We start from the raw sequence: 16,983 nt of genomic DNA on the forward strand, positions 1-16,983 counted from the left end.
CGCCGCGGCGGCGATCAGCTCACCGGGGAGAAGCGCGTCGGCACGCCGGCGTCCGACAACGCCCGGGCGAGGTGCGGGGCCGTGGTCCTGGCGTAGGTCGCGCCGATGTGCGAACCCCCGCGGTAGACGAGGACGTTGCCGAACGCCACCGGGCAACGCTCGGTCGGGCAGATGGCGTCGAACAGGTCGATCATCTTGACAGCGGGCATCCCGGCCACCGCCTTCCGCTGCATCTGGAACGCGGGGTCCTCGTCGTGGCGCTCGCGGTCGAACGCGCAGGCCGACAGGTGGTCCCGGTTCCTGTCGGCGCACTGCACGATCCCCGAGCCGGGATGGGGGTTGTTGGCGAGGACGACGACCTTCGTGCCCACGGAGTCGAGCGCCTTCCACGAGGACCGCACGCCCGCGACCATCGCGTCGACCGACCGCTTGCCCGCGGCGTCGACGGCGCTCCCCGCCGACTGCGAGGTGACCACGTAGTCGGGCCGTTCCTCGATCAGTCCGCGCAGCAGCGTCTTGTTCCACTCCATGCAGTCGGTGTAGAGCTTCTTCGAACCATCGGCCATGAGGACACGGGCGCCGGTGAACGGGCAGGACGCCTTGACGTGGATGACCAGCTTCCAGTCGTTCTGCGCGGCGAGCACCTGGAACGCCGGCAGCCACTGGTCCATCTTCGAGTCGCCCACCAGGGCCACCGTCGTGGCCCCGTTCGGATTGCCGTAGGTGCAGGACAGGACCTCGGCGCCCACGATCTGCTGGAAGCACCTGTCCCGGTTGGTGTCCGGCACGTCGAGGAAGCCCTGGGTGAACCGCAGGGGATCCGGCGAGATGAAGTCGAACCGCTCCGGGACCGGGCCGATCGGGGCGGTGCCGGGCGTGGTCGACAGCAGCGCGGCGCCGGGCGCGTACCGGCCGACGCCGCTCGGCGTCGCGCTGGCCGCCAACGCGGCGGTCAGGACCAGGGCGAGGCCGGCGCAGATCCCGGCCAGGGTGAAGTTGCCACCGAGGCTCAACGCGAGACGCGGCGACCGCGAAATCGCCCGCGAGTACCGCAGCGGGTTCTCCACGAGCCGGAAGGTGATCCAGGCAGGAAGCAGCGAGGCGAGCGCCACCAGCAGGCCGCGCTCCACCGAGAGGCCGCCCCAGTACGCGCCGGCGACGATCAGCATCGGCCAGTGCCACAGGTACAGGGAGTACGACAGGTCACCGACCCACCGGAACGGGCGCGTGCCGAGCACCAGGACCGGGCCGCGGGGGCCCGCCGCGGCCCCGGCCGCGATCACGGCGGCGGCGCCGAGTGTGGGCAGCGCGGCAGCGTACCCGGGCCACGCCGTCTCCTTCGTCATCAGCAGCGCCGCCGTCACGATCGCGGCGAGACCGAGCCACCCGAGGACGACGGCCGGCGCCCGGGGCAGGCGCGCGGCGCCGGCCGCGACCAGGGCGACGCCCGCACCGACCGCGAGCTCCCACAACCGCGTCGTGGACACGAAGAACGCACGCTGCGGCGAGGCCGCCGTCTCGACGATCGACCAGGCGAACGACGGCACCGCCAGGACCGCGAGACCGACCCACAGGACCGGCCGCACACTGGCCCGCCGGAGCCTCCTCGCCGCGAGGATCGCGAGGATGATCAGCAGGGGCCAGACCAGGTAGAACTGCTCCTCCACGGCGAGCGACCAGAAGTGCTGGACCGGCGAGGGCGGGGCGTCCGCGGCCAGGTAGTCGACCGCGCGGTCGGCGAAACGCCAGTTCACCACGTAGGTCGCCGCGGCGGCGATGTCGCCGCCGATCTCCTGCCACTGGCTCCGGGGAACAAGCAGCCGGGCCGCCACGGCGGTGGCCACCAGCACCACCGTCGCGGCGGGCAGGATCCTCTTGGCCCGCCGCGCGTAGAACCCCACCAGCGAGATGCGGCCGGTGCGGTCGATCTCGCTGAGGAGCTGCCCGGTGATGAGGAAACCGGAGATCACGAAGAAGACGTCGACCCCGACGAAGCCACCCGGGAGGAACGGCAGGCCGGCGTGGTAGAGCAACACCAGCCCGACGGCCACGGCGCGAAGCCCGGCGACGTCGGCGCGGAACCGGCTCGGTTCCCGGCGCGGCTCCGGCCCGGCGGCCACGCCCGGGAGGGTGTCGGGGCCCGCCGGGGTCGACTTCTCGATCTGGGAACTTCCCGAAGCGGCAACCGTCGTCAACTCCGGGGAAGTCATCACGATCCTCGAGCTTGGGAAATTTCAGCCTCGGGAACAGTAGCGGCTGGTCAGGCGGGTGGGCAATCACGCTTGCCCGCGGCCACAGCCGCCCCTGGAGGCACCCGTGAAAGCGGCGGCGGCCGAGCGACGGACGTTTGGACGGGCGGCTGAGGGTACTGATTCGGGGACGGCCCACCGCGAACACGCGACGCCGGACACCTCCTGGTACCGGGTCGAGGAAGGATGATGTGCGATGCCCACGAAGAACGGCTCCGGGCGCGGCAGCGGCTCGACCGCGACCACGAACCCGCCGGGCAATCAGACCCCGAACACCCCCGACATCAACGAGAGCGAGATCGCCCGACTGAAGGTCGACCAGCTCCGCGACCGGCTGCGCCGCCGCGGTGTGACCGGCACCGCCGACATGCGCAAGGACGACCTGGTCAAGGCCCTCGTGAAGGCCATGAAGGATGGCGCCAAGAAGGGCACGTCCGCCCGCGCGGGCGGCTCGTCCGGCTCCGGCTCGTCCCGCTCGGGCTCGTCCGCGAAGAAGACCACCTCGTCGTCGGCGAACCCGCCGGGCAACCAGACCCCCAACACGCCGGACGTCAACGAGAGCGAGATCGCCCGGCTGAAGGTCGACGAGCTGCGCAGCCGGCTTCGCGCCCGGGGCGTCGCCGGCACCGCCGACATGCAGAAGGCCGAGCTGGTCAAGGCGCTGGTGAAGCGCCTGACCGACGACTCCGGCGCGTCCTCCTCCCGTAGCGGCGGTGGCGGCGGCGTCCGCAAGGGGCCGCAGAACTCGAAGTCGATCAAGTACGCCCAGGAGGTCACCTCGGTCGACGACGAGCCGGAGCGGCCCGGCCGCAGCCTGGTCACCACCGACCACGAGGTGATCCGGCGCTGGGCGGAGGCCCGCAAGGGCGTACCGACCACCGTGGACGGCACCGAGCACGACGGCCACGCCGGGGTGCTGCGCTTCGACTTCCCCAGCAACGGTCGCGAGCAGCGGCTGCGTGAGATCAGCTGGGAGGAGTGGTTCCGCACCTTCGACGAGCGGCGCCTCAACTTCATCTACCAGGAGGAACGCTCCGACGGGAAGCAGAGCAACTTCTTCCGGCTGGAGAGCCCGGACCGCGAGGACGGCTGAGCCCCCGATCGTCCGGAGGCCCGGGTCGGCGCGTCGACCCGGGCCTCCGGCATGTCCGTCGAATCGGCGCCGTCCTGGTTAGCCCGGGCCTCCTGGGGTACGGATTTCAGTACCGACGACTGAACGACAAGGAGTGCCCATGACCACGAAGGTCGAGAAGTCCATCGAAGTCGACGTGCCCGTCAGCACCGCCTACAACCAGTGGACCCAGTTCGAGGAGTTCCCGCGGTTCATGGGTGGCGTGCAGGAGGTCCGCCAGCTCGACGACCGGCGGATGCACTGGGTCGCCGAGATCGCGGGTGTGAAGCGCGAATGGGACGCCAAGGTCCTGGAACAGGTGCCGGACCGCAAGGTCGCCTGGGCCGCCACCAGCGGCGCCACCAACGCCGGCGCGGTCTACTTCCAGCCGATCGGCACCGACCGCACCCAGGTCCGGCTCTCCCTCGAGTACGAGCCGGAGGGGCTGGTCGAGAAGGCCGGCGACAAGCTGCACATCGTCGAGAAGCGGGCCGAAGCCGACCTGGAGAAGTTCAAGTCGTACATCGAGGGCCGGGGCGCGGAGACCGGCGCCTGGCGCGGCACCGTTGACGAGGGCCGCACCCTCGGCACGCCCGGCGTGGAGCACGCCGCGTCCTCCCGCGGTGACGACGGCAAGGCCGGCGTCTCCGGCAAGGCGGTCGCGGCCGGCGCGGTCGCCGCGGGCGCGGCCGTGGCCGGAGCCGCCGCCGTGGCCAAGCACCGCTCGGAGGGTGACGAGGAGCCCACGCCTCCGACCGAGACGGAGTACGTGGTGACCGACGTCCCCACGCAGCGGACCGGCGTGTTCCCGCCCGACCCGGCGGACCCGCGCCGCAACGTGTAGGACCTTTCACCTCCCTGCCGGAGTGAGCCCGGTGGGCCGGCCCCCGCGCCGCGCCCGCCGGGCTCGCTTCGTTCGGCGTATCGTTACCGCCCGTGACCGACCTCGAACGACGCACACCGGAGATCACCGTCGCCACCCCGGCGGACCGCGCGCGGGTCGTCGACTCGCTGGTCGCGGCGTTCGCCACCGACCCAGTCCTGACCCACCTCTTCCCCCACCCGGCCAGCTACCCCCGGCACGCCGCCGCCTTCTTCGGGCACCTCTTCGACAAGCGGGTCCACCGGGAAACGATCTGGACGATCGGTCGGGGTGCCTCCGTGGCGATCTGGGAACCACCCGTCCCGCCGGAGCCGCGGCCGGCCGACCCGCTCGCCGCCCAGCTGCCCGCCGACGCGCTGGCCCGGGTCCACGCCTACGACGCGGCCGTGCACGCCGCGCTGCCGGCCGGCCCGTTCTGGTACCTCGGCGTGCTCGGCACCCACCCCGACAGCGCCGGGCGCCGCTGGGGCCACGCCGTCATGCGGGCCGGGCTGACCCGGGCGGCGGCGGACGGGCTGCCGGCGGTCCTGGAGACCAGCAACCCGGCCAACGTCGAGGTCTACCGCCGGGCCGGCTGGCAGGTGGTACGCGAGGTCCCCGAACCCCTGCCGACCTGGATCATGCAGCAGGGAGACTGGTGAATTCCTCTCGGATCGTGCGTGAGGAGGATTTCTTTGGTTGCAGCACCGGCCAGTTTCTGGAGCTGCTGAAAGCCCTCACGGTGATCCTCACGCTGCCCCAGTCAGCCGCCGACCACGTCGAGGCACTCGTCGTGGCCACCGGTCAGGGCGAGGAATGGCGCCTCACCCACGCGATCCGCGCCTGGGAGGCGAACCCGAAGCTGCGCCATCTCCTGGTGGCGAACGGGAACCCGGCCGAGAGGACCTACGCGGAGGTCACGCTCGACCAGCTGCGGAGCCTCGGCCTCCGTCGTGTCGAGGGAGTCCACGTCCAGGCCGAGCCGGCACCGAACACCGGCCTGCAGGCCGCCTGGGTCGTCGACCAGGTCCAGGCCTGCGGCATCAGGAGCCTCGCGCTCACCGTCTCGCCCTACCACCTGGCCCGCGTCTACCTCACGGTCCTCAAGACCTTCACCCGGCGTGGCATGCGGCTGCCGATCATCCCGCTCCCCGTGGCCGTCTCCCCGGACACACCCGTCCCCGAGACCGGAGCGACCGCCTACGACCTGGTGCCCGGGGAAGCCAGGCGGATCCTGGCCTACATGGAGGAAGGGTGGGTCGCCACGCCGGCGGAGCTGCAGGCGTACCTGCGGTGGCTGTGGAGCCGGCACAGGGCCCTCCTGGTCGGGCCGGATCCCGCCCGGTGACGGGAGGCTCTGCCGCCCGCCCGGCCTCAGCTCTCTGGCTCTGGCTCTCTGGCGGCCGTTACCCGGCCGAGCCGCCCCAGAGGCGGGCTTCGGCTGCCAGTTGCCGCATCGCCTCCTCCTTTGCGGCGCCGTACCGCGCTCGGCTGTCGGGATGCCGTTCGGCCGCATGCCGCTTCGCCGCCTCGTAGCGGCGCGCGGCATCGGCGTCGGCAGCGATGTAGGCGCGGAAGAGCCGGTTCTCCGCCGGCACCGGCGAGGCGACGCCGAAGACGTGCAGGTGCTCGGTCCGCCTTCCGGCGGTGTCCTTGGCGAAGAACAGGTGCTGGTCGTCGTCGGGAAAGACCAGCGGGCGGTAGACGTACCCGAGTTGCTCCAGGGGCCGGAGGTCGGCGAGCACCACTTCGACGTCGGGCACCACCGCCTGGAGGTCGATGATCGGCTTGGCCGCCAAGCCGGGGACGCTGGTGGAGCCGATGTGCTCGATGCTCACCGCCGTGGGCAGTGCGCCCACCAACAGCCGCTGTGCAGCCGTGAAGCGCTCCGGCCACGCCGGGTCGTAGGCCACCACCTCGACCACGCGCGCAACGTCCTTCACCTCGTCACCGTAGCGTCGGTTGTCGGCGTACCGGTGCCCGTAGCCTCCCTCGTGGCGGCGGCACCGGCACCCGCGAGCGGTCGGGTTCCGCTAGCGTCCGGTCTGTGGCAGCCGAAGCAGCGGGAGCGTTCCGTCGGACGCCGATCGAACGATCAGATCAGCGTGTGGCATGGGAACGGACGGACCAGGCCTTCTTCGCGGCCGGAGCGTGCCACATCCTGGCCTGGGTCTGCCGGGGCTCCTACCCTGATCGCCCCATCGAGATCGCCGGCGTGCGTCCGGCCGGCGAATGGCAGGTCTTCCACGTCTACGCGACCTGGAACGGCTGGGCGTTCGACCACTCGGGCTGGAACCCCGAGCCGCAACTGCTCGCGGTGAACACCGAGTTCGAAGGCCGCCCGCTGGAAAGCGTGACGATCACCGACGACCTCGCTGGGTTCTGCGCGACGCACCACTCCCGCATGCCCGGCGACTACTGGCAGGATCCGCTCCCCCGTGCCCACGACTACGTGAGCCGGCACCGCCCGCCCTGGGCGGTGCATCCGTCCTCAGTTCCAGTTCAACCTGCTCATTTCCCGCTTGAACTGCATGAGGCTGACGGTGCTGCCCTCCGTCGGCGTCAGCCGGAGCGAATAGGTGACCTCCCCGGCAGCCCACCACAGCGTCCATGAGTCTCCCGCCCCACCGGTGATGACGCCCTTGCGCCCGCCGATCGTGAGGGTCCCGACGGTGGCCGGTCGACTCGCTTCGGCCGTAGGACGGGCAGCCGCAAGGAGACCCAAGCCTCCCGGACCGTTGTAGCCCTGAAACCAGCCGTCCTCGGTGGACGCCCACTGGCCTGGGTGCGGGCTCCACCGCTTGTCGCTGCTCAACCCGGGAAGATCGCGTTCGAAGTACGTCGGTGGCGGGACTGCGGTGGCGGCGTCGCGCAGCACCCGGTCGCCGAGAGGCTGCGGCAGCGGCACCACGAGGGGAACGGCTGCGCCGCTCGTGGTGCAGTCGGTCGCACGGCCGACGCGCGCCTTCACCGCGATGACCACCCGCGTGCCGTCCTGCTCGGCCACCGCCGCCCGGGGCTGCACGAGTTCCTCGCACTCGGCGCTCGTCCCGGCGTACACCGTGACGGACGTGCCGTCGCGGGCGACCAGCGCCGACAGCCAGGCCAGGGTCGAGGGCGGCTCCGCCGGTGTCTCCCGCGCCGACACCTGCCGGGGCGCCACCGGATCGGTTGCGCGCTGTTGCCGGAGGACGAAGCTGCCGACGAGCGCCAGCCCGATGGCGGCGGCCGCGACCGTGAGGGTGACCCGCCCGTGGCGGCGTGGCCGGTCAGCGGGAGGGTGCCCGGTCAGCAGGTCGCCGCCGACCATCAGGTCGGGCAGTTCCTCGTCGGATCTCATCAGCCGCCTTCACCTTCCCGCGGGACGCGCAGAAGCGGAGCGTACGCGAGCATCGGCCACCACACGTGCCCCCCGTTGTGGGACCCCGCCCCATGGACCGTGGGCCCTATCGTCACGGACATGATCAGCAAGGTTTCCGCCGCCACGGCGCGCCATCGGCACGTCGTTCTGCTGCTTGGTCTGCTGGTGGCGGGCGTGAACGTTGCTGCGGTCGGGTTCGCCTCCTCCCTCGGACAAGTGCTGTTCACCCCGCTTCTCCTGCTCACCCTGGCCGTCCTGGTCCTGTCGGTCATCGCCATGGCGATCCGGCCGGCCAGCCTCATGGCGCTCCCGCAGGTGCCGGCCTTCGCCACCCCGGCGCCGGCGTGGAAGGTGTTCTTCGCCCTGGGCTTCCTCGGTCCTGCCTCGGCCAGCGTCGGCGCCCTGGTGCGCTCAGCCAGGGAGGGCATGGTGTCGACGCTCGACCTGGGCTTCACGATCTCCTGGCTGGCGCTGGTCGCGCTGCTGGTCGTGGAGGCGTGGCGAGGGCACGAGGTGCAGCTACGGCCCGACGGCATACGGCATCGCTGGGTGCTCGGCTCGCTCACTGTGCCGTGGGAGGCCCTCCCGACCGCTCATGTTGCCCCGAGGGCGGACCGCCCGTCGCGGCTCCGGATGACCTTCGCGGAGCCTCTGCTCGTGAGGCGGCGTGGCCTTTCGTGGAGCTGGAACGCGCTGCGCACGGACAGCGTCGACGCCAGGTTCCTCGCCGCCGCGATCCGGCACTACGTCGGTCATCCCGAACACCGGGCGGCCATCGGCAGCCAGGCCGAATACCGGCGGCTTCTCGCGGCTCTGGCCGCCGTCTGATGCCCACCTCGCACACTCCCTCCCTGTCCGCCGGCCTCCTGCGGACTGGATGCGGACCGCTGACCCCCTGATCCCAAGCCTCGACGCGAGGCGGGTCACGGATGGGGCAACGACTTGGTGTGAGCGACGGTAATATCGCCACGTTTTGGCCTGCACGGGGAGGAAAATCTACATGCGATGGAAGCTACCGGCTGGCGTCCTGATGGCACTGGCCTTCCTGGTTCCGGCGGGGCCGGCGATGGCTCAAACCGAACCGCCCGTGCTGAACGAGGCCTGCCAAACGGTCGAGCGCAAGGTGTACAAGGACATCCGCGAGCTTGTCACCATCGACCTTGACACCGCCACCAATGTGGAGGTGCGGGTGTTGGCGAACCAGATCCTGGCCGCGGCAAACACCGACTCGTTACCCGTTCTGCCAGACGCCATTCAGGAGCGCCTGGACGGCACCGCGGATGATCTGCGCGCATTCCTCAAGGCGGACTTGCAGACCGCCTGGTCAACGGCCCTGCGCGTCACGGTGGTCCGGACATTGACCGGCGCTGGCACCAACGTGAAGGCGGCCGCCCAGAAAGCCCTCGATGACGGGACCGTCGACGCCTACCTGGCTTACCTGAACAACGGCCTGTACGCCGCACGTGCGCTCGATTGCGCGTCTCAGCCCACAGCGACGCCGACGTCCCAGCCCACAGCGACGCCGAGCCCCACGCCCAGCGCCACGACGACCATCGCACCGGCTCCTACTTCCTCCACCAGCCTGGGCGCCCCCGGCGGCGAGGGCGGTGGGCTGCCCGTCACCGGTGACGACACCGCGACCGTGGCCGGCATCGGCGGTGCGCTTCTGCTCCTCGGCGGCGCTGGCTACCTGATCGGACGCCGACGCCGTTCCCGCTTCGTGGCATAGCCCGCTCGACGCGCCCGGCCCGATGCTTCGTCGGGCTGGGCGCGATCGGCGCTGCGCTTGGCGCGGTTCGTCGCGGCCTAAGGCGTGCTGCCAGTTTCGGAAGCAGCCGCAACGTATGTGGGCCGACGAGCCGCCGGCACGTCCGGCGGGGACGTGATCGACCTTGAGAAACGGCGAAGCCCAGGTCGTTGACCTGGGCTTCTGCGCCGAGCCGCCTGACGGAATCGAACCATCGACCTACGCATTACGAGATCAAGATGGGCCTCCCGGCGACCTGCACAACCAGGCCCCTACCAGCGGAAACACCTCTCGACATTTCTCACCACTCCCTCGCCATCCGTCGGCCTCTTGCGGACCAGATGCGGACCGCCGGCCTGCCGGCGGCTCGCCATGTGTCCGGACCGGCACACGGTTTAGGAAGTGTGGACACGGACGAACGTCGTTCAGCAGCGACTTGGCTTGACCTGCCTCGCCACGCTGGCCGCCGCGTTCAGGGACTGTCTGCTGATGACCGCCGTTGTCCAGCCGAACGGGCACGCGAGGGGCACGGGGTCACCGGCCGACTGTCGGGCCAAGAAGTGCTAACTCGGCAAGTTACCGATGGAGGGCCGGTCTCGGCAGTCCCTTGTCGCCTCGATTGCCTGCTGTCCTTCACCAAGGGCACGCTAATGGCACCTCACGTGGTTACCTCGACCGTCCGGTGGAGTTCGATCAGGCATTCCGCAGTCGGCTGCGGCACCGCTTGCGTTGCAAGCGAGACCTGGCCGCCAGCACCTTCTGGAAGCTCGGTCTCCACCAGCTCGCTACATCAAGCCTCAAGATTTCCTCAACGACCATCCTTGGGGCAACGTGGAGACCGATCTCAATGTATGGTCGTGCTCCACCACATCGATTGGGATGGGAGAGGGCATGCGAAGGACTTTCCGCGCAGCATCGGTGATCGGGAGTGCAGTAGCGCTAGGAGCACTGCTCTCAGCAACGCCAGCTAGCGCTGCTGACGTCGTCGCGACTCGCAACAACTTCAACGGGAAAGACTGCGACGCCTCAGTCTGGACCAGCGACACGACTACGAGCGGCAAAGTAGAAGGGTTTACCGGCTTCGTCTGCCCGCAAAATGTGTTGTTGACCGGTGACATCTCGGTCACCCTCTACAAGAACGGGGTGAAGGTATGCGAGGATGCGCACTCTTTCAGCATGCAGTCCACGATGCATGCAGAGTGTGCGGTAACCGACCCCAGTGGCAGCCAGACGTGGAAGTCGACTCTGAGGCTTAGGGTGCTGGGCGGGTCCACCGGGGTCACCCTGACTACTGGGGGGCTCACCTCATGAATCTCCGCCGGCTACTAGCAGCCGTAGCCGTCGCCTGTGTTGTCGTTGGCGGCTTCACACCCTCGTCGGCGCAAGCGGCTTCGGCTAGCACCGGTCGAGACAACTTCTACGGCACCTGCGACGCTCAGGTCCACGTAAGCGACACCACGACCGCAGGCAGGGTCGAGGTATTCGGCGGCTGGGGATGCCAGGTTGACAAGTACTTCACCGGCACGCTGGTTTGCGTTCTCTACCTGAATGGCGCTGAGAAGGCACGTGTAGCCACAGATTTGAAGACTTCCTCCACCGAGTTCTGCGCAGTCACGTACCCCGACTACAGTTCAACTGACACCTTCTATGGAAAGTTGATTGTCAAGGGTGCCGGAAGCACGAACTTTACCCTAACAACGGGCTCCATAAGGACCTAGACTCGTCGCCTTCAGGGGCGTGCCGCATTCCTGGCACGCCCCTGAACGACGGCAGCCAAGGTAGGGGCGCAAAGCAGCCGTAGGATCGGTTCAAGTTCAGGCTGACAGGCCAATTCTGCTGCGATAGTCCTGTTGACTTGCGCGGAAGGGCATATATGGCTGCGTGAGAGACTGAAGCTAAGTAGGCGGATCTCCTCGTCGGCAGTTGTGGACCTTCCAGGCTCCCCGGTAGCCCTTGTGGTGCCCGGCGAGGAAATCCGCGGCCGATCTCTGAGGAGGGCCGGGGTTCGGGGCGGAGCCCGGAGGTCTTCAAGATGTTGTCGTCCGTCAGCCTGGCCGGCCGGCGCGGCCCGCGTGCGGGCCGCCTTGACGAGGCGGTCGCGGCGGGGGATGCGGACTATTTGCGGACTGGCACCGCCAGCGGCGGCCTTGTCGACCTCGGGAAACGGCGAAGCCCAGGTCATTGACCTGGGCTTCTTCACCGAGCCGCCTGACGGAATCGAACCGTCGACCTACGCATTACGAGTCGGTCCCCCAGCACTGGTCCACGACCTGGGCCTCGTGCCAGTCCTGGTGTCCCGGTCCGCCCTCGTCCGCCGACGATCGCTGGCTTGGCTGCTTGTTTGGCTGCTCGACCTTCAGACCTTGGTGGTGGCGATCGAGCACATCGGTTGCCTCTACCAAGCCGGGCGGTGAGACGGCGCCACAGGCCTGCGCAGATATCGACCGCCGTAACACGTACGCCATGATGACCGGCGCCGGCATCGAACCGCTCGACGAGGGTTTGATGGCCTTGAACCGGAGGCATGAATACGTGTGGTTCCTCGAGCAGTCGGAAGGCGGGGCCGGAGAACTCATCGGCGGCAAGGGGAGACGGCGCGACGACGGGGATGTGAACAGAGTGACCGATCGTCAATCTTCGTGGCTCCCTCCACTGGGCCGCAACGCATGGCTGGTGCTGGGCGTCAACATGCTCGCGTGTCTAGGTAGCGGTCTCACGATGCCGTTCCTGATCGTCTACCTGCATCAAGTCCGCGGGTTCACCCTGCCCACGGCAGGCATGATCCTGGGAATCGTGGGCGTCGCCGGCATCATCACCACGCCGCTGACCGGCCCGTTGATCGACCGGGTCGGTTCCCTCCGGGCCTTCATCGCCGGCCTGCTGGTCGCCGCCATAGGCATCTCCGCCTACACGCTGGCCACCACCGTGCCGACGGCGATCCTCGCCGCAGTCGTCTACGGCTTCGCCAGCGGCCTGATGTGGAACGGGTTCGCCACACTACTGACCCACCTTGTCGCGCCGGCCGAGCGCGGATCGGTCTTCGCCCTGCGGTACATGAGCGCCAACGTGGCGTTCGGCGCTGGTGCGCTGATCTCCGGTTTTGTGACCGTCTCAGCGAGGCCGGGCCCGTACGTGGCAATCCTGCTCGCCGACGCGTCGTCCTACCTGCTGTTCGCCGTGGCCCTGATCGCCCTGCGGCCGGTGCTGGCCCCCTCGCCGGCGGTTGCCACAGGCAAGGAGCCAACCCCACACGGGCAGCGGATCGGCTACCGCCAGGTGCTGCGCGACCGGACCCTGCTTGGCGCGCTGCTGGTCAACAGCATGTTGATGGTATTCGCGCTGTCGCAAACCAACTCCGCGTTCGCGGCGTGGGTCACCGGCGACGGCGGCGGCAGCACCCGCGTCGTGGGCTTCGCGTTCGTCCTCAACATCACCGTGCTGCTGTTCGCGCAGCTCCCCGCGATCAGGCTCGCCCGCGAGCGATCGCGCTGGGGCGGCGCAGCCCGGGCAGCGCTCTTCTTCGCCGCAGCGTGGCTGGTGCTGATCCTGCCGACCACGCTCGGCCTGCACGGTCTCACCCGCGACCTGATGCAGATCGCCTCCCTGGGCATCTTCGCCCTCGGTGAGGCCACCCTGTCGCCGACGCTGCCGGCGCTGATCAACGATCTGGCGCCGGAGCGCCTGCGCGGCCGGTACAACGCCATCTTCAGTCTCTCCAACCAAGTCGGCCCGATCCTGGCTCCGGCGCTCACCGGCTTTGCGCTGGGCAACGGTGCTGGGCAGCCGTACTTCTACGGCCTGGCAGTGGCCTGCGTGGCCATCGCCGGCCTCGCCCTGCTGCTACGGCGGGTGACCCCACGCCCGGCCGACCTCGGCACCGCGCGGGAACCAGCCGAGGTGCCCGCTGATAACGTCCCAGTCCCGGCCCGTCCGGCGCGCCACTAGCTTCTGCGATCTCGATGTCTATGGATGTCATGCCCAGTCAACGGGGTCTAGCCGGCGACGCTTGAGCTCTTCGTCCCGAACGCGGGTGCGAACCGCCGCTCAATGTCGTCGGACGCGGTTCTATAGGCCTTAACATCGCATCTTTACTGACTCTTGTCGCCTGGTGCCGGTTGCAGCCGATGCTCCTGCTGCCTCCTGGCTGCCTCAGGCCGCGAGGCGTGCTCCTTGGCGTTGAACTGTTGCCCCCTTCTTGACCCGTTCTACAACTCGGGTGCGGAGCTGCCGTGTTGACCTACCGCTAGGCTCCCCCGTTGTCATCTGCCGAAGTCAGGCAGGAACCTCCGTCGGGCCCATCGGTAGGCTGCCGCCGTGAGCACATTCGGCTCCCTGGTCCTAGCCCGCTCCGAGCCCCTACTAGTCCATCTGCCGCAGGTCAGGTCGGCGTTTGGCTCGATGTGGCGGCACCTGGAGGAACGGGGGGGCGGTTGGCAACTGCTCGACATGGCACCACCCATGCCCCACCAGTGGCCGACAGTTGGTGCCGGACCAGCTGACCTGGCCGCCGTCACCGGCGCACCGGTGCTGGCCGCCTTCGTCTCCGACACGTCGTGTGTCCAGCTGGTCGGCGCTGTACCTGACGGCCGGTCCTTCTCGTCGCATGTTGTCGAGGACAGTGACGGCAAGTGCGGCTTCGACCACCACCGCTTCAACACACTGCGACTGCCCGTCGGCGTCGATCCGTCGCCACCGGATCTGCCGGCGCTGGCGGCAGACCTGGCCACCTGGGCCACCGCGGCTGGTCTCGACGCTTCCCCACACCGCGTCCGGGCCACGCTCCATGAGTCGGAGTACCCGGAGCTGTTCTACGACCTCGCAGACGCACTCGGGCTGCCAGCGGGCGAGGACATCGACGCACTCTTCGATCATCAAGAACTCGACTGGTATTGGGCCTGGCAACGGGGATGGGACGCCGGTACACGGGTCTGCCGTCGTTGGACCTCAGCACTCCGCGCGACCGCTTCCCACCAATGCGACCTGCCGCAGCCAGCGGACCAAGACTTCATCGGTTTCATCGAGCGGGTCGCCGATTCGATGTACGGCGGGCCCCTGACCCGACAGGACCTAGTCGAGGAGGCTTGCCGACTCACGTCCAAGTGGCCGTAGACGGTCCAGGCAGGGCGACAGGCCCATGTGCTGCCTCGGTCGACGGTCGACAAGCTGACCCCCTCGAGTGGATTGCGCTAGACCCCTCGCTTGTAAGTTCTGGGCGCTTCGCGTGTTGGCATCCGACTGCGTACGCGATCTCGGGCGACTTTCCGCGCCCGGCAGCCGGAGGCCGTCCTTGTGCCAACCCGTTGCTGTCACTGTTGCTGTCACCAGCTCCTTGCCTACTCGTACCGCCCAGGCTCCCTGACAGTCGGCCCATACAAGTCTGGGGCGAGCAGCAGGAAACGAGCCAGCGGAGGCATAGTCGGGTCAGCCGCCGCCACCACACGTGCAGCGCGGCGCCACTCCACCCCCCTGCGCGTAGGTAGAACGCCCTTGATGACACGCCTAAGTCCTCGCATGACGCTGAGACTGGTAGCTCAACCATGCTTGAGGTCAAGCTTGCACGTCGGCGCGGGTTGGTCGGGCTCCACCCGCTACAGAATCCGGCGTACAGGTCGACTCGTCCGTCGCCCACCAGGTCAGCCGCCCGTGCGCGGTGGCTGACCTGCTGCTCCCTCGGGTGCTGCTGGCCGTCGTCGGTCATGGTTGGTCGGCGTTTGACGGCCCGGTGACGGCCCAGACGGCCCAAGGACGGCCCAGACGGATCATGAAGGCTGCAGTTCACCAACTACAGGTAAGGAGGCACCGGCCGGCCTGGGCATCGGCCCGGTCACGCCTTGTTACCTGGGCAGACGTCGTCACCGGTGGTCGTCGTTGGTCGCTCGTAATCGGCCTCCGGCGGCCTGGTGACGGCCTGGACCTGGTCCTCGTCGACCCGCCCGGAGCCGGCGCGCCCCGGCCTCTGATCCCTCGCTTGTAAGCTCCCCGTCTCGCCTCGGGCGAGCATGTCTAGCTTCGCCCGCCGCGCCTTCGCCTCACCGGCATATCCTTTTTGCGGCGCGGCCTGGAGTGCGAGTCATGGACGCCTGCGAGGCAGAGGCGGAACAAAGGTTTTCCGCCGGTCAGAGGAGGCATCGTCTGAGTACCGGGGTTACATCCCTCCGGGCCGCGCTCATGCCGCGCCAGCTCCCGCTCGTACGGCCTAGACCTGGTCCTCACGGACCCCTTGACCCCCAGGCAACCAACACGAAGCAGTGACGTGCTGCTACACCCCGGCCGAGCAGTCCGAAGGGTCCACCGGTGTCCACGCTCGTCCGTGGGCGTCCGGCCCGATCGTCACCCAGTTAGTCACTCACTGGCCGTGCAGACGGCCCTGCTTTCTCACCTCTGCCGCGCAACTGAGCAACGCCCTAGCCAGCGCCTCCGCCCGGTCCGCCGACAACCACAACGAGCCGTGTGGCACGTTGTCATCGGGACCAGCCAACCCTTCCGTCAGGGTCTCTCCCGGCACTTCGACGTCAAGCCGAACGAAATGATGCCCTCTGCTGAAGTCCACAAAGGCACCCAGGTACCGGTCATCATCGAACGTCACCGCTGCATGCTGCCACGACACCATGCCCCACCTCGCCCTTCCGGCTCGACTGCTCGTCCCGAACGAACGACCGGCCGGCGAGGAGCTGCGTATGCCGCAGGGCTGAGCTGCCCCAACGGTCCGTCAACGTCCATGGGGGTCCGGCCTCGGACCCGTCCACTTGGTCACCGAACCGGTGTCACTGTTGCCTACCGGGTGGGGCTACGACGGCTTTCGCCGGGAGCGGTCGGCTCGGGTGCTCGCTTGCATTCATTCGAGCACTTCACGTATGTCCGGCCAATGCCTCCCAGGACAACGGTGGACCCGCTGAGTTGGGCGTAGAGGGATGTACTGCGGTTCCCCGGGACAGTCCGAGGACCGACGGAGAGTGCGGTGATCCGTAGATTGATGACGGACATCGCCTCGCTCTTGTCGCGCTCAAGCTGCCAGGTGCCGGAGCCATCCAGGCGGTCTCGCGACTGGTCAAATGGTGACGGTCGGTACTTCTCACGGTCACCCGAATAGAGCCGCTCAGCGATGTCTGTCGCCTCGAAACTGCCGTCGGCATTGAAGTGCAGCAGTGCACCACTCGCTGCATGCTGCCAAGATCCGACGACGTCGGCCGGCGTCATCGACGCCGTCGGCGCGTAGGTGCGGCATGACTCCCCGAAGCAGCCGGTGAGCATCGCGAGCAGCAGAATCGCGAGTACAAGCTTGCGCATGCCTGTCATCGTGACCGCGATCGATCGTCAGGCACAAATCACGTGCGCCGTCGTTGGGCAACGGCGCTTGCTGATGGCCTTGAACCTGCGTCAAGGTCACCTTGACGGCTCGTACGAACGCCGCGACGGGTCGTTGCGCGCCGAGGCTGTGGTGGGGATGCGGCGCGAGCATCACGGGCAGGCCCCCGCCTGCCGGCGACGCCGGCCCGAGGGGTCGCAGAGGCTCCGGGGCCGGGGGCCGGGTGGCCCGCAAGGCGGAAGTGATGGTTGCCGAGCCACCCAGCTTCAGACGTTGAAGCGGAACTTAGACGGCCTCTCCCGTGACCTGCGACGACCTCGTCGGCGCGCTGGTCACGCTCGCTCTTG

13 protein-coding genes and 1 pseudogene are annotated in these 16,983 nt (G+C 68.8%); 9 read left to right on the plus strand and 5 right to left on the minus strand.

The window, feature by feature from the left end:
• Positions 1-14: 14 nt before the first annotated feature.
• Complete coding sequence (locus FXF50_RS12140) at positions 15-2,120, minus strand: acyltransferase family protein (protein WP_255510004.1); 2,106 nt, start codon at positions 2,118-2,120, stop codon at positions 15-17.
• Between the two features lie 325 nt (positions 2,121-2,445).
• Between FXF50_RS12140 and FXF50_RS29830 the strand changes: the two genes are divergently transcribed.
• From FXF50_RS29830 to FXF50_RS12160, 4 genes and pseudogenes are all read left to right on the plus strand, one after another.
• Positions 2,446-3,342 carry an SAP domain-containing protein gene (locus FXF50_RS29830; RefSeq protein WP_255510005.1) on the plus strand — a complete coding sequence of 299 codons (897 nt, stop codon included), beginning with the start codon at positions 2,446-2,448 and terminating at the stop codon, positions 3,340-3,342.
• Positions 3,343-3,481: 139 nt separating this feature from the next.
• Positions 3,482-3,931 (plus strand): annotated as a pseudogene (locus FXF50_RS29835) (SRPBCC family protein); the annotation flags it as partial.
• 365 nt (positions 3,932-4,296) lie between these two features.
• Entirely contained in the window at positions 4,297-4,884 is a 588-nt protein-coding gene (locus FXF50_RS12155; RefSeq protein ID WP_148427321.1) for an N-acetyltransferase, read from the plus strand.
• A gap of 14 nt (positions 4,885-4,898) precedes the next feature.
• On the plus strand, positions 4,899-5,570 hold the full coding sequence (locus tag FXF50_RS12160; RefSeq protein WP_187399636.1) for an ElyC/SanA/YdcF family protein: 672 nt from the start codon (positions 4,899-4,901) through the stop codon (positions 5,568-5,570).
• 58 nt (positions 5,571-5,628) lie between these two features.
• On the opposite strand, the gene FXF50_RS12165 is transcribed toward FXF50_RS12160, so the two are convergent.
• Both FXF50_RS12165 and FXF50_RS12175 read right to left on the minus strand, forming a co-directional pair.
• Positions 5,629-6,165: a GrpB family protein gene (locus tag FXF50_RS12165; protein WP_148427322.1), complete on the minus strand. Its 537-nt coding sequence runs from the start codon at positions 6,163-6,165 to the stop codon at positions 5,629-5,631.
• 548 nt (positions 6,166-6,713) lie between these two features.
• Complete coding sequence (locus tag FXF50_RS12175) at positions 6,714-7,562, minus strand: hypothetical protein (RefSeq protein WP_187399637.1); 849 nt, start codon at positions 7,560-7,562, stop codon at positions 6,714-6,716.
• A 120-nt stretch (positions 7,563-7,682) separates the two neighbouring features.
• Here FXF50_RS12175 and FXF50_RS12180 point away from each other — a divergent pair, with 120 nt between their 5' ends.
• The 5 genes from FXF50_RS12180 (at position 7,683) to FXF50_RS12200 (ending at position 14,439) form a co-directional block, all read left to right on the plus strand.
• Positions 7,683-8,411, plus strand: a complete 729-nt coding sequence (locus FXF50_RS12180; RefSeq protein ID WP_148427324.1) for a hypothetical protein — start codon at positions 7,683-7,685, stop codon at positions 8,409-8,411.
• A gap of 172 nt (positions 8,412-8,583) precedes the next feature.
• Positions 8,584-9,312 (plus strand): ALF repeat-containing protein, encoded by a 729-nt coding sequence (locus tag FXF50_RS12185; protein ID WP_148427325.1) that lies wholly within the window; start codon positions 8,584-8,586, stop codon positions 9,310-9,312.
• 1,325 nt (positions 9,313-10,637) lie between these two features.
• Entirely contained in the window at positions 10,638-11,048 is a 411-nt protein-coding gene (locus tag FXF50_RS29545) for a hypothetical protein (protein WP_148427326.1), read from the plus strand.
• A gap of 745 nt (positions 11,049-11,793) precedes the next feature.
• Complete coding sequence (locus FXF50_RS12195; protein WP_148427327.1) at positions 11,794-13,275, plus strand: MFS transporter; 1,482 nt, start codon at positions 11,794-11,796, stop codon at positions 13,273-13,275.
• 369 nt (positions 13,276-13,644) lie between these two features.
• On the plus strand, positions 13,645-14,439 hold the full coding sequence (locus FXF50_RS12200; protein WP_148427328.1) for a hypothetical protein: 795 nt from the start codon (positions 13,645-13,647) through the stop codon (positions 14,437-14,439).
• 1,237 nt (positions 14,440-15,676) lie between these two features.
• Here the strand turns inward: FXF50_RS12200 and FXF50_RS12205 are convergent.
• Both FXF50_RS12205 and FXF50_RS12210 read right to left on the minus strand, forming a co-directional pair.
• Entirely contained in the window at positions 15,677-15,916 is a 240-nt protein-coding gene (locus FXF50_RS12205; RefSeq protein ID WP_148427329.1) for a hypothetical protein, read from the minus strand.
• Positions 15,917-16,104: 188 nt separating this feature from the next.
• Positions 16,105-16,617 carry a hypothetical protein gene (locus tag FXF50_RS12210; protein ID WP_148427330.1) on the minus strand — a complete coding sequence of 171 codons (513 nt, stop codon included), beginning with the start codon at positions 16,615-16,617 and terminating at the stop codon, positions 16,105-16,107.
• Between the last annotated feature and the right edge of the window lie 366 nt (positions 16,618-16,983).

Origin of the sequence: Micromonospora sp. AP08 (assembly GCF_008085935.1) — a bacterium.
Lineage (GTDB): Bacteria > Actinomycetota > Actinomycetes > Mycobacteriales > Micromonosporaceae > Micromonospora > Micromonospora chersina.